We start from the raw sequence: 14,265 nt of genomic DNA on the forward strand, positions 1-14,265 counted from the left end.
AATTATTATATAGAGGGGGGTACCCCTCTATTCATTTTTAATTTTCACAAGACGAATATGAATAAATTAAATCCCTATATCATCTTGGTATTGGCATTAAGTAACTATGTCAGTTATGCATCCGCTAGTGTTATTATACACGGCACGCGTGTGGTTTTTCCTAGCGATAAACAGGAGGTTTCACTGCGCATTGAAAATGACAATTCATTGCCAGTGCTAGTTCAAGCATGGGTTGATGATGGTCATTCAGCCATGTCGGCAAAAATGCCTAAAACACCGTTTGCTATTACACCGCCAATGTTTCGTATGGAACCTAAGCAGGGACAGTCATTACGTATAATTTATAATGGCAGCATATCGGTAAAAGATAGAGAGTCTGTATTTTGGGTTAATGTCTTTGAAATACCGACAACAGACGCCAATAATAAAGAAAATAGTTTACAGTTGGCATTCAGAAGTAGGATAAAACTATTTTATCGCCCAGCAGAACTGGCAACACCAAAAACGGATGAGCTGGCTAAACAGATGCAGTGTACTGGCAACAAAGAGACACCGCAGATGCTGACGCTCAGTTGTAAAAATACATCGCCTTACTATCTGTCTTTCTCTCAGGTTGATGTCATGGTGAATAATAAGCCCGTGTCGGTTTCATTACAACGTTTTGGCATGATCGCACCATTCGGGTCCTTGAGTACCAAGGTTAAAGTGCCAGAAAGTACATTGCCTATAAAACTGAACTACCTTCTCATTAACGATCAAGGTGGTGCAAAGGAATACACTGAAACACTTTTATAACCTGCTTTGAATTACATAAGGACGACATTCTCTCTATGGACCAGATAAATGAAGCGAATACCAGGAATTCAACGTCTAAAGTTGCTCTGGTATTATTGTTAGCCAATATAACTCTGGTGGGGGCAGCCTGGGGTGCTGATGCATCTGTGATACCGCAGGATAGTTCCAAGGGGCAGGCGTACTTATATAACACTAGTTTCTTAGTGGGATCAGAAAAGGTCGATGTTGCTCGTTTTGCATATGGTAATGATATTACACCAGGTAGTTACAGCATGTCTATTCTGGTTAATAAAAAGCTTGTGGGTAAGGTTAACCTACTCATAAAAGATATTGAAAATAAAAAAGTTGTCTGTCTGAGTAAAGAGCTAATAAGATTGCTGGATCTTAAAGTTGAAAATGTGCCGCTTGATTCAGACTCCGGCAGCTGTGTGTTACTCAACTCACTGATACCTACTGCCAGTTATATCATAAACATGCCAGACTTGGCTGTGGATTTTTCGATCCCGCAGGTTTACTTGCAACGTGAATCTCAAGGGGACGTCAGTCAAGCATTGTGGGATGCGGGTATTAACGCGGGCTTTATTAATTATAATGCAAACTATTATGAGTCCCGTATTAATGGTAATCAACAGGCACTTACTAATTCTAACTTTTTCACCTTACTCAATAGTGGCGTGAACTTGGGTTTGTGGCAACTGAGAAATAATTCCAACTATAGCAGCAGCAATAACGGTATTAGTAAATGGACAACGCTGAACAGTTATCTGCAACGCCCATTACCAGCCTTTAAGGGTATGTTGGTAGCCGGTGAATACAATACATCCGGACAATACTTCGATAGCTTGAGCTTTCGTGGCATCCAACTTGCTTCCGATGACCGTATGCTGCCTGCTTCACAGCAGGGATTTGCACCGGTAGTTCGTGGCGTAGCGCGTACCAATGCACTGGTACAAGTAAGTCAGCGAGGAGTTTTGCTAAATAAAACTACCGTTGCTCCTGGCGCTTTTGCGATCGATGATCTTTATCCTACTGGATATGGCGGTGAACTGGATGTGGTTGTTACTGAAACGGATGGGACGGTACAGACATTTTCAGTACCTTACTCTTCGGTAGCATCATTATTACGGGACAATAGCTCCCGTTATGCTGTGACCTTTGGTCAGTTGAATAACCAAATTTTACGTAGCAAGCCTACATTTTTGCAAGCACTCTATTCCCGTGGGGTATCTAATAATGTAACGGCCTATGTAGGGAGTCAGTTCGCTGAAAATTATCAGTCTGCTGTAGTAGGTTCTGCATTCAATACCCGTCTTGGCGCACTGGGGGTTGATATTACAGGCTCATCGACAGACCTGCCATCGGGTAACAGCCGAGGTTGGAGTGTTAAAGCCTCTCATAGCAAGTATTTGGAAATTAGCCAAACGTTTTTATCATTAGCGACCTATCGCTATTCTGATAAGGGTTATTATGGTTTCAATGAGGCAGCACAGCAGCGTGAGCTGGATTATAGTCATGTTCTGCGCCAGAAAGGGCGCTTTGAACTGGCAATCAGTCAACAAGTTTTAGATTACGGTAGTCTGTTTATTTCTGGTTCTATCCTATCCTATTGGGATAGGCCTGGCTCATCGAGCAATTATCAGGCAGGATATTCATTTTTAGTTAAGAATATTAATGTCGGCACTTCTATTTCGCGAGTAAGCAATAATTCAGGCGAAAGCGAAAATCAATATATGCTGACATTAAGTATCCCCTTTGGTAGTGAACGTTATGGATATCATAGTGTTACCACTAGCCTTAACACGAATAGCGAAGGCTTGTCGCAAACCACGCTGGGTCTTAATGGCTCATTGGGGCAGGATAACTCTCTGTCTTATGGAATGTCAGGCAGTACTGATTCCCACAATCAAAGCTCTGTGTCTGGCAATATGGCTAAAAATCACTCCATGGGGCAGGCATCAGTGTCAGCCAGTCAGGGACGAAATTTCCGGCAATATGCCTTGGGGATGTCCGGGTCTGCGGTTGTTCATTCAGGTGGGCTGACTTTGGGGCAATATGCTGCAGATGCCATGGCATTGGTAGAGGCAAAAGATGCCGCAGGTGCCAGAGTGGAAAATATTTCAGGCGTCACTATTGACCGTTTCGGTTATGCGATTGTGCCTTATCTCAGTGCTTATCGCAATAACACTATTAATATCGATCCACAAGGCATGCCTGAAAATACAGAGCTTTTAAGCAGTGGTAGCAAAGTTGTACCCTATAGTGGCGCAATCGTCAAAGTTAAATTCGATACCCGTTCAGGAAATAAGGCGTTCATCGAAAGTACGACACCTGATGGTGAACCTTTACCTATGGGAGCAATGGTTGTGGATGAGAAGGGTAATAATGTCGGTATGGTTGGTCAGGGTGGCGTACTGTATGCCAGTGGCTTGAATGATGATGGCCTGCTGCTTGTCTCTTGGCGCTCCGATTTAACCGGCCAGTGCCGTATTCGCTATCATTTTGCCAAAGAGAAAACGACTGACAAAACTCATGGGATGCGCCAATTATCCCTGCCATGTACACCTATGAAATAAGCTGCCAGAGAACAAAAATGAAACTATTTCTAGTAAATATTATCCGTAATGAACGGGCGATAGGAGTATTCCTTATCACCCTGTTATCTGGCCTGTTACCGCAACAGGCACTGGCCGTTCGTGCCTGTGTCTGGACTCCGGGTATTCCAGTAATGAGTCCCTACGTAGAAATACCCTCAGCAAACGGTATTGTCGCTGTAAATGATGGTAAATATCCCAGCCCGACGAATAGCACTTATGCTACGCCATCATCGAACAGCGGCAGTGCTGCATGGAGCATGACCTGTACAGCACCCGTGCAGGTCACTCCGGTGTTACAAACACACTTGATTCCAGATACCCGGTTTACCAATAAGGGTTATCCGAATATGCAGCAGACCACCGCCTATGGTAATGGTAACTATTACTATTCTGCAGAAATGTGGTACAACAGCCCGGCCGGGGATAAGGTCTGGTTTACCGGTGCCGCAGGTACTAATACTCTGGGTGCACCTTTTATCCTGGCTGCCAACTCAACACCTACCAACCCGGTGGTGATCCGTATGCAGGATTTTGGGATCCAGAATGTGGGTTTTCAGGGGTATCAAACGGCTAACGCCGTAGCCGGTTCGTTTACTTGGGGAACAGGTGGTCTCCTGCACTATATGCGATTTCGGATGGTTAATTATACCAGTTCGGATAAAACCGCTTATGATGACTTTTATTTTAACTTATATGTTGACCATGTGAATTTTTCGGTCCGTACCTGCGGTATTGTTTCCAGCGATCTGTATAAAACAGTCAATATGGGTAACCGGATTTCCTCTGAATTTTCCAGTCAGAATGTGGGGGCGACCACGACACCGATATCATTCCGAATTGGCCTGCGTTGCTTGCCGAAAACCGCAGTCACTTATCGAGTTAATGCCGGTCAGGCTGATACCATCAATGATCCTAGTAATACGCTTGGCTTGATTGCATTCAGTGGCAGTAATGTGGCAAAAGGGTTTGCACTTCAGCTTAAATCATTACCTTTTGGGCCGTCTGGTGGGCAATACCAACCCGTTAAATTTGGCGTAGCAAACACCTCGTCTGCACTTGCCGTAGGTGATGCTGTGGGTAGTGTGACCTCAGATGTTATTCGGTTCACGGCTAACTATTACAGGACAGCAAATGCGCAGAGTTCCAGCAGTGGAACTGCAAATGCAACGGCAACTATTGATATCAATTATCAATAGAGGATTTCAGTTAATTTGCTGTCCCTTAAAAAGTGGCTATTAAAATTTAATGAGTCCTTTCTTCAAGTAGCGGTTTCTTTATGGATACTATAAATAAAGTCATTAGGCCATCAGTTTATATTATTGACGAGCATCCTATAGTTCGTGATTCTCTAGCGACATTAATCAGTAGTCGCTTGGGTATGCGAGTTATTGTCAGTCCTGAAAATAACTTAGATCTCCTTGTGGAGATAGTAAAAGAAAAACCGGGATTAATTATTCTGGATGTCAATATGTCAACTATGAAGGTGATTTCTAGTTTAAAAAGAGAGTGCAAGAATACCAAGATATTAGTTTATTCTGGAAGTAATGAGGGGGTTTATTCGCGCAGGGTTTCACAGATGGGGGCTAATGGTTTCATTTCCAGAAAACACTCATTTGAAGTGTTGTTGAATGCAATTAATTTAATTGTTAACGACATTAACTGCTTTCCAAGTTACAGTGATCATAGTGATGGCGTTCAGTTGGGTGTTTTTAGTCAGCTTTCAAAGCGAGAGGTTTCTATTGCTATTGCCTTGGCTAAAGGTCTTAAAAACCATGAGATTTCAAAGTTTTTTAATATCAGTGCAAAAACAGTAAGTTCTCACAAGAGAAATATATTAGGAAAGTTGAATATTCATAGCGTAATCGACCTTGTTGGTTTGCTTGAAGTAAATAACATTATCGACTGAATGCTGATTTTTACAAGTATATACTGCATGGTCAACATGTTTATTATATTTTGTTTTCCTATTTCATTTTGGTTATTTTTGTAATGATTACGTTGTAAAGATGTCTGTTATGGATAACACGTAAAAACTTAAGGATTTAAAAATGAGTATCAAGCATGCTACTATTTTGCACCCGTGCCAATTTACCCGACTGGGGTTAAGCGAGCTTCTGCCATCAAGTTGCAGAGTACTCAGTTATGAAAAAATACATCAATGTCATTTACATCTACTTTCGGTAAATAAAGCTAATCTCTTTATTATATCTTTGCAAGGGTCAGACTATACCGTAATGGATATTCTGTCTTTTATAGAAATTATTTTCCAAGAAAGTCATCAGCACCGAGTGATAATAATTTTGGATGTATACAGAAGTTCCGGTTTGATAGATTACTTGCTGGAGACTTGTGCACGGATAGGTTTTATCGATACACAAAACTCTCTTTCATCTATCACGCGACAGATTAATGAACTCATGAGTAATGATTTGTCGGAATTTTCAGGGTATTTTAAGAAGGTAGCCAAACCTTTGTCATTACGTGAGAGGCAAGTATTAAATGGCATTTTAATGGAGTTTGATTATAAAAAGATATCTCAAGTTCTCTCTATTAGCCCTAAATTAGTGGGGTATTATAAACGAAAAGCGTTAAAAAAATTAGGCGTTAGGACTATTCAGTCACTCTTGATTCCTACTAACCAATTGTTTAGGATCCCTCCTGTTCTGGCGTGCGCTCAAATTTGCGCGCGGTTATAACTCGTATTGGTGTGATAGTAATCATATATCCTTAAGGATAAAGCGGACGCTCGCAAACTTCTAACGAATCAACAGTGATTTGAATGATGTGTGTAATTCTCGGGAACGTGACTGGTACATGAAATTACAGTTACTTTATACTTTCCAGTCCTCGCCCGCCAGAGCTCAGGCGGGCGAGCCGTCTCAAGGATGGAATTGACATCCTTGATGGGGAACGTGATTTTACTGACTAATAACTCATCAAAAAGAATGGGGTAGTATATCATTACTTTTCTGGTAACTCTGGATTAACTCATCTACACGCATAGCAATGACCATTAAGTCTCTAGTCATCCAAGGGTTTCTCACTGTTAATTATCTCACCATAATCACCAATCGTTGAAATAAACACCATCATCGTCTTGTCAACACTCCCTTTTATTTTTAATAGTGGATAGTCTTTTGTCGAGTAGGGGGGGACCATGCTTTCTTCAGGATGAAAACTGAAGATTGTTTTTTTTATATCATGCCCAATCGATATGGAAATCAGCGTCTGATTTATAGGCGTAGGATTCTCGATGCGTAGCATCTTCCCACTTTGATTGAGTAAGCTAAAGTGTAGTTTTTCCTCTACATGGGAAATGTCCATAGCGTTGACTTTCTGCGGTCGATAAAAAATTTTTATTCGGGTTATAAATGCCAGCTGAACTTCATTCGCTGGTACAATGCCTGCCGGTTTCGGGGGGATTTCCAAAACATTCAACCAATAGACAGATTCTTTGTCAGCAGGAACGTCGGCATCGCTACCTGTAAACATCACCCGTAACCTTTGCGTCTTTTTCCCATCCAGACGTACGATCGGCGGGGTAATCACAAAGGGAACCGCAATTTTCTCAGGTGAAATACTATTGTCACCGAGGTCTATCCACATTTGCAACAGTACTGGCTGTGCCCCTTCATTACTTACGTTTAATGTGGATTCTTTATCCTTAGCACTGATAATCAGTCGTGTTTGGCCCAGAGAAATAGCCGCCCACGACGGATGAACAGATGACAGAGCCAGGGCTATAATCAGCCCGCGTAACAAAACGGGCACGGTATACAGGTTTCGGCTTAACATTGTCATAGTGGTTACTTATAACTTGCGGTAAAGGTTATCGAGCTCTTGACCAAGCCTGGTGTCACCCCGGTTCCGGTTTGATACAAACCGGCATACAACGGCAGCGTATAATTTCCGTTGCTCACCGCTGGATTGTAACTGGTGAGTGGATAAGTGGTGCCAAAAGTCACCGGTGTCGTCGGATTCAATAATAGTTGCATTCCAACTCCAGTGGCTGTCGAACTACTATCGAGCATCACCACACCATTCGCCGCATTTGCTACAGAGGTGGTTGGCGTAAAGCTGTACTGCACAAGATTCATCCCACTAGAGCAATTATTAAATTTCAAAACAAAGGGTGTTAATCCTCCGGACGTCCCGATACCGATAAACTGGTTTCGCCCGACCTCTGGTAGATTTACGGGCACATTTGGCGTGGTACAGGTTCCTCCAGTTAGGGTAATCAAATTCCCTGGCTGAAAATCGGCGATCATATAGGTGCCGCTACCAACTTGGGTGCCGACGACGGTATTAGAAACCTGCTTCCAGCGAACATATATCGGGTCGAACGCACTGGTGGTACCCGCTGTCAACGCCGTGGTGGTCTTGACAAAAAGAACTTGCACATCAACGCCGAAAGTAAAAGACCCATTGGTGTTGGATGTGGTGACCGAAGTGGTTGAATCCTGCTGCCCGCCTTGGGCGATCGTCAGTGGTTGCCAGGCACTGGTGGTGCCATTAATGGTATAGCGCCAACGGACTACATAGCCTAAACCTGCTTTAACGGTAGTGTTGTAGACGGTGTACGTCGATCCGTCCACATTCTTGCTTCCCCAGACGGTATAAGGCGGATAGCCCTGCGTGCTCATTTGTACTACCGCATTGGGATAGCTGAACACCACCGGCGTACAGTTCCAGGCGACAGGGTCCGATGAATTTATCCAAGTCCCCAGCAAATCCCCTACTTGAGCATTATTACCGACCTGAATTGTTGTAGTATTGAAGAACTGGTAATAGTTTCCCCCATTCCGGAGGCAGTCTACCACGTAACCCTCAGCTTTCGCTGGCGAGTGTATTCCTACCAGGATGGTGGCCAACAGAATAAGCAGAACCATCCTTGCTCTGTCAATTACCTGTATCGTCAGCTGTGGTACAACGCAGTTGGTGACAGCTCGCATAGTCATCATCTTCATTTATTCCTTAATTACTTACAAATAGCATCAAGACGACGGAAGTCGGCCGCTGTTTTAGCGACAAATTGCGGTAGATTGTACTTAAATTTACAACGTTCCCCAGCCTCATCGCCCCATTGCACGGTTAATTCTCCCTGCTGCTGTTTGACCCTTAATAATCCTTGACCCGACTGCGCGATATAACCGACGTTTCTGTGTGCTGTATCAAATACTGTTGCACCGAAGGGGAGCGGCAATCCACGGACATCTTTAGTATTAATCAGCACGGAATAACCCTCTGCCGTTTCATAGCGCAACAGAGTGACTGCCCCTGCCGTTGGCGCTACGTTCTGGCTAGTGCTTTTGAGTTCGATATCGTGGGAGATCCCTTTGGGGTCAATTTCAACTCCGTTCTGGCGATAGGGCGTCAGGTAAGGCACCACGGCGCGACCCCATTTATCCAGCCGCAAGCCGTTATAGTTGGTGACGCGCGCCCCTTGGGCATTTTTGGCCTCAACAATTGCCGCGGTATCCCCCAACAGGGGGGTAAACACCACACCACCACTGTAAGCTACGATGCCCCCAGAAATATCGGCACCGTACTGCTGGTAATTTCGGCTGGTAGAGAAACTGCTGCCCAAGGTGGCATAAGGCGCTGACCAGGAAGCACTGCCCCCACCGGTGGCGGTGGTCTGTGATTGATCACCGGAATTACGGTCGCCATTGGCAAACACATTGTAACCATATTGACGATCTTCCCCGGCACTGCCGGCAACAGAGTTCTGTATACCCTGGTGATCTTTCTCTTGCGTATAACTGGTGGTTAAGTAGGGGGCCTTATCGCTCGAACCCAATGGGATCGACACGCTAAACATCACTTTGTTATCCCAACTATTGGTTACCAGATCGCGGGTACGCCCGACGTTAACCCCATAGTTAACTCGTTTGTAATAGTTATTATAAGCCATCTGATATTCAGTATCGGTACCGCTTCTATTCCAGTAATTCTGCATGTTGGCATTGACAGAAACACTGCCCCAGCCCTCAGGTAAGGCTTGTGACGCATTGATCTGGAAACGATTGCGGCGATTTATCGTGGTGTAGTAATAATTGCTATAAATATTGTTTTGATATCTTTCACGGATGCTCATGGCCTCATCCATGCCGTAATAACCTGAGCTGGAGTACTGATAGCTGGCCAGGGTGATGTTGGTATCAATGACGGGTAATATTTTTGCGTAAGTTAGCCTGATACTTTGGCCCTGAGTGAACTCATTATTGCTTAATTGGCTCCTTGACTGGGTAATATCGGAAGAAATAGCGCCAATGCCGGTATTGAATGCTAACCCGGCGGAGACCGATTGATAATAGTTCGAACCAATAACCCCGGAATAACCGGTCACAATGTTTGAGAACCCCCGTCTTACCGTACCCACCAGCAAGGCCGGGGCGGAGGAAACCGCTGTGTTGTGATAACTACCGGCAGCCACCGAATAACGTGTTACCCCTGGGCGTAACAGCTCGGGGGTGGATGAATACACCACGGTAAAACTACGCTCGTTACCATTAGCCTCTTTTATGGTGACCAACAGATCACCACCAACACCAGAAGGATAGAGATCATCTATCTGGAATGGACCGGGGGGCACGGTGGTTTCATAAATCTGGTTACCACGCTGAGAAACCCTCACCAGGGCAGTGGTATTGGCAACGCCACGGATCACCGGGGCAAATCCACGCTGTGAGTCTGTATACATACGGTCATCGGAAGCAACCTGAGCACCCACATAACCGATGCTGTCAAAGACTTGTCCGTCGGTGCTCGACTGGCCAATAATCAGTTTGCTGCGCCAGTTAACTAACGCACGTTCCGCATATAATTCCGACCCGCGATAACTTGAGCCTTGCCCATTGCCCCAGTTTGCTGTCGCACGGTAGCGCAAACGCCAAACATCCCAATTAAACCCGCCACGTAAGCCCAGATACTGTGATGTCTGAGACGACACCCCTGATTGCTCCGAATGATAGGCGTTATAATTGTATTGTAACATGGCGGCAGTGATGCCTTTATCCCATAACGCCGGGTTGACATAGCCTCTGGCATTGCGTTTAAGGATAATTTGCGGGGCGGAAATATTTAATTGCTGGCTACCACTATCATAAGATGCCTGGGTTCCTGGCGCTAATTGGCTCAATGGCAGGCATTGTTCAGCGGAGGCCAGTTTTGCCTGAGTATCCTTGTCGATTTTATCCAGATCAAAGCCCAGCAGATCCATCAACTTCAGCGTAAAACAAGGTTGAGCAATCGTTGCTGCAGCAACAGGCAGCGCAAAGTTGATATCTTCGCGGCCAATCCATTGGTCATTTAAATAAATATCGACACGGTGCACCCCGGCGGAGACCGGGTTACCTTTTTCAAAAGAACGGACATTGACCGGTGAGCGGAGAAATGAATCATTAAACTCCACACTATCTGCTGCGGATGCGAATGCGCTAAAAAAAAGGGCCAGCGGTGTTAACGTGAATATGCCAACAAGATGAATTAACTTTGGGAAATTTAAGCAGCCATCATTGGCTGATTTTGCTATTGAGCTTCCATTCATTATGTATATCTCCGCCAAAGTCATCAATTATACTGTAAAAAATCGTGGTACTGGGTTGCGGTTGGCTTTTTAAACCCTCTAGCGTAAATTTCAACTCATTGAACGGCGATATCATGCGTGGCTGCTTACCTATCCCGCCAAGGAGAATCGAGTCCTTATTATTTTTTAGTTCTATATTACGAAACGTAACGAAATAGGGTGAAGGGTTTTTCACCAGGACCACGTAATTATTACCCTCCTTCTTGAAATTGAAAGAAAGCTTGTCATAGCCTTGCCTAGGCGTTATCGCCAAATTGGCCGGGCGGTAAAATATCTTGATCCTGCTGCGAAAAGAGAACTGCATCAGGTTAGCGCCCGCAGCCATCTGCTTGGTTGCCTTTGGCGGGATCTCCAGGACGTTAAGCCAGTACAATGTTTCCCGATCTGCCGCGGCAATCGGCTTGGTGCGGACAATTCTCAGCGCCTGCCCTTTACTAGGGTCAATACGCGCCACTGGCGGCATCAGCGTAAACGGACTACGTGCCGTATCTGGCGTTGCCTTTAAATCACCATCATCAATCCAGGATTGGACCAACAATGCGTCCTGCCCTTTGTTTTGCAATTGCAATACGGATTCGTCATCTTGCTGATTATAAATAACCCGGGTGGCATTAATCACCACAGCCGCTTGCGCAAGCTGAAAATTAAACAGGGAAAATAAGCTGATTACGATAAAAGCCGTTTTACGGAGCACATGCTACCCCTTATAGAAAGGTGGGGTATCCCCCACCTAATACTAATAATTTCTGTTATTACAGGTAAATAATGGTGTAATCGACAGCAGTATTTACTGAACCCGCGCCAGCTGCATCGGTTGCGTAGTAACGGGCAAAGTAATTCAGAGTGGTAGTATCAGCGGTGAAGTTAGTCTTGATATCGCCTTGAGTCGCGTCTGTTGCACCAGCCTTGATTGGGCTTAATGCGGAGTTCAGCAATTCCACCTGCACGTTAGTAGCAGTACTGGCAGCGGTAAGGTTCAGACGGCCAGTAGACTGTTCAACATAAGTACCGGCTTCAAACAAGGTATGGGCTGTAGTAAAGACACTACCAGTACAGCCTGACAGAGCAATACTGAAAGGCGTGGTGCCCGCAGTATTACCTGCTACAGGTAACGCACTTGCAGGTACCGTTGGCAGCGTTACCGTCGCGTTATTAGTCTGGCCATCAACACTGATGTTACAGGTAGTGTCAGTGATTTTACCAGTGATAGTAATAGTGCCACTAGAAGCCAAAGCAGAACCGGCAAAGACCAAACCGAATACGCTTAACAACAACGTTGATTTATTGATTTTCATAATAATTGTCATTCCATTTACATTATTTAAATTGGTTAGTGAGAACGGATTGAACCAATTTCATTTGCAGAAGAAATCAATTTCTTCACCAGTTTACTTTTGAATCCATCACAACAGAGACTCCCTAACCTGTCGTTGGCCTGGTACTTTAGTCATTTATTAAAAAACCTTGATGCTAGAGCTGGTATTGGCGAATAGGTTAATAATAAATGACCATTGAGTACCAAGCTTGGAGCATAAGATAGAGGGGGTGCTTAATTCTGTCAATTATCTTACTAATGCGTGGCCCTCTCTTTTTTATTATGTTTTTTAAAAGTTCTTAATTTATCCTGGGAAAGACAGTTATTAAGGGTGAGAAAGTACCTATGTGCAAATGTGAAAAATCTTAATTTAAACTAAGGTGATTCCTGTTTATATAGGTAAGTTATACAAGATGCTATGAACCTAGAGTTTCATACCTGCGTTTAGACTTATTTTGATTTTTTTTATATAAATACAGTGAGTGGTAGTCATTTATACTGATACAGTCAATTTATAGTGGTTTTTTTCGTAAAAAAACAGAGTGTTGCTAAAGGTCTATTTTTAAATAATTGAAAAATAGCAAATTTATTTGGTGAGCGTTATGTAATGTCAAAGCTTGTTGATTTATGAATATACTTTTCAAAATACCTTGTCCTGGAAGCTTATTGTTACATTTTTTAATAGATACATTTTCTATCTCCGTAGTGTTGGTCTGGCGGAAATGAAGTTGAAATGTCGCTCGATGTTGCTTCGGCGCTGTTGAATCAATAGGGGGGCCATCAAAATTAAAACCTCTATCAATTTAAAATCAATAAGTTATGCTAAGAGTAATTCGAGTTTCTTGAGGAAAAGATGGTAATACGCGTGGAAATCACACTGTGTATGGAGGGTAGGGCAGAAGTAGCCTTTGCGCGCTGGCTCCGGATGCTGTGCCCGCGAGCTCACTGCTCCCAAAAAGGTCCCTTAGCAACAGAATCTCTAACCAGCAGTTCCGAAGAAAAAATGTTGTCCTTCGACAGATAGCCGCCGTCGAGCATAGCGATCAGCCGGTCGATCACTTCGCTCATCATATCGCTCACCGGATCTTTAACGCTGGATAACGCGGGGGAGAGATAGGGAGCCGTTGGAATATTATCGAAGCCGATAACCGAGACGTCATTGGGCACGGCAATGCCCGCCTCGTTCAATTTCTTGATGGCACCAACGGCCATATCATCGTTGCTGGAGAGTACCGCGCTAAAGGTGATTTTCTCCTTGAGCAAGGACTCCATCGCCGCCGCACCGCTGGCTGGCGTCCACTTTCCTTTGATGATGAGCTTATCATCCAGTTCGATATCGTATTGATTTAAGGCTTCTTTATGGCCGGATAGTCGCTCAATCGCCGTTGGCGAATCCAGTGAACCGGTAATAAAGGCGATATTCCTGTGGCCCTGCTCAATCAGGTATTTTGTTGCCTTAAAACTGGCCCCTTTGTGGTCGCAGCAGATGCAGTGGCTTTGGTGTTTTCTCAGCCTGCGGTTAACCACCATGATAGGTTGCTTGTGTTGCTCGATGATGTCGTCCATCGCTTCGATGGTTAAGAAACGCGGGTAGATGATGATGGCGTCGCAGCGTAAATCGAGCAGGAATCGGATCGCCTCTTGCTCTTCTGCGGCACTGTGTTTACCGTCCACCAGGATCAACTGTCGACCGTTGTCTTCCAGCTTTTGCGCCGCCTGGGAAAGTATTTCACTGAAATAACTGCCGTTATAGAGGGTGTTGGTGACCACCAGACCAATGCACTGGGATTTATTGGTGGCCAGATTTCTCGCCAGCAGATTAGGACGATAACCCGCCTCTTCGATGGCTTTAAACACCTGATCTTTGGTGGCTTCGCTGACGTACCCTTTGCCGGAAAGAACGCGTGAAACAGTGGCTTTTGAGACGCCTGCCTTTTTTGCCACTTCCTGCATGGTAGACATAGGGTTTTCCC

General features: G+C 44.5%; 11 protein-coding genes. 5 read left to right on the plus strand and 6 right to left on the minus strand.

Translation table 11 applies throughout. The features are described from left to right. Window positions 1-57: 57 nt before the first annotated feature. The 5 genes from KGP17_RS02385 to KGP17_RS02405 all read left to right on the plus strand — a co-directional run bounded on the left by KGP17_RS02385 (window position 58) and on the right by KGP17_RS02405 (window position 6,085). Window positions 58-795, plus strand: a complete 738-nt coding sequence (locus tag KGP17_RS02385) for a molecular chaperone (RefSeq protein WP_223498775.1) — start codon at window positions 58-60, stop codon at window positions 793-795. 35 nt (window positions 796-830) lie between these two features. After that, complete coding sequence (locus tag KGP17_RS02390; RefSeq protein ID WP_223498776.1) at window positions 831-3,368, plus strand: fimbria/pilus outer membrane usher protein; 2,538 nt, start codon at window positions 831-833, stop codon at window positions 3,366-3,368. Between the two features lie 17 nt (window positions 3,369-3,385). Then, window positions 3,386-4,585 carry a fimbrial protein gene (locus tag KGP17_RS02395; RefSeq protein WP_223498777.1) on the plus strand — a complete coding sequence of 400 codons (1,200 nt, stop codon included), beginning with the start codon at window positions 3,386-3,388 and terminating at the stop codon, window positions 4,583-4,585. Window positions 4,586-4,665: 80 nt separating this feature from the next. After that, window positions 4,666-5,295 carry a response regulator transcription factor gene (locus tag KGP17_RS02400; RefSeq protein WP_223498778.1) on the plus strand — a complete coding sequence of 210 codons (630 nt, stop codon included), beginning with the start codon at window positions 4,666-4,668 and terminating at the stop codon, window positions 5,293-5,295. A gap of 142 nt (window positions 5,296-5,437) precedes the next feature. Further along, window positions 5,438-6,085 carry a helix-turn-helix transcriptional regulator gene (locus tag KGP17_RS02405; protein WP_223498779.1) on the plus strand — a complete coding sequence of 216 codons (648 nt, stop codon included), beginning with the start codon at window positions 5,438-5,440 and terminating at the stop codon, window positions 6,083-6,085. Window positions 6,086-6,410: 325 nt separating this feature from the next. On the opposite strand, the gene KGP17_RS02410 is transcribed toward KGP17_RS02405, so the two are convergent. From KGP17_RS02410 to KGP17_RS02435, 6 genes are all read right to left on the minus strand, one after another. Further along, window positions 6,411-7,190, minus strand: coding sequence for a molecular chaperone (locus KGP17_RS02410; protein ID WP_223498780.1), 780 nt, complete (start codon window positions 7,188-7,190; stop codon window positions 6,411-6,413). A 5-nt stretch (window positions 7,191-7,195) separates the two neighbouring features. Next, window positions 7,196-8,356, minus strand: a complete 1,161-nt coding sequence (locus tag KGP17_RS02415) for a fimbrial protein (protein ID WP_223498781.1) — start codon at window positions 8,354-8,356, stop codon at window positions 7,196-7,198. Window positions 8,357-8,367: 11 nt separating this feature from the next. After that, on the minus strand, window positions 8,368-10,938 hold the full coding sequence (locus KGP17_RS02420) for a fimbria/pilus outer membrane usher protein (protein ID WP_223498782.1): 2,571 nt from the start codon (window positions 10,936-10,938) through the stop codon (window positions 8,368-8,370). Then, window positions 10,904-11,671, minus strand: coding sequence for a molecular chaperone (locus KGP17_RS02425; protein WP_223498783.1), 768 nt, complete (start codon window positions 11,669-11,671; stop codon window positions 10,904-10,906). The genes KGP17_RS02420 and KGP17_RS02425 overlap by 35 nt, the downstream gene beginning before the upstream one ends. 58 nt (window positions 11,672-11,729) lie before the next feature. Next, window positions 11,730-12,272 carry a fimbrial protein gene (locus KGP17_RS02430; RefSeq protein WP_223498784.1) on the minus strand — a complete coding sequence of 181 codons (543 nt, stop codon included), beginning with the start codon at window positions 12,270-12,272 and terminating at the stop codon, window positions 11,730-11,732. Window positions 12,273-13,234: 962 nt separating this feature from the next. Beyond that, the gene (locus KGP17_RS02435) at window positions 13,235-14,254 is read right to left on the minus strand and encodes a LacI family DNA-binding transcriptional regulator (protein ID WP_223498785.1); all 1,020 of its coding nucleotides are present in this window, start codon (window positions 14,252-14,254) and stop codon (window positions 13,235-13,237) included. Between the last annotated feature and the right edge of the window lie 11 nt (window positions 14,255-14,265).

It is taken from the genome of Serratia sp. JSRIV001, assembly GCF_019968745.1.
GTDB classification, from domain to species: Bacteria; Pseudomonadota; Gammaproteobacteria; order Enterobacterales; family Enterobacteriaceae; genus Chania; species Chania fonticola_B.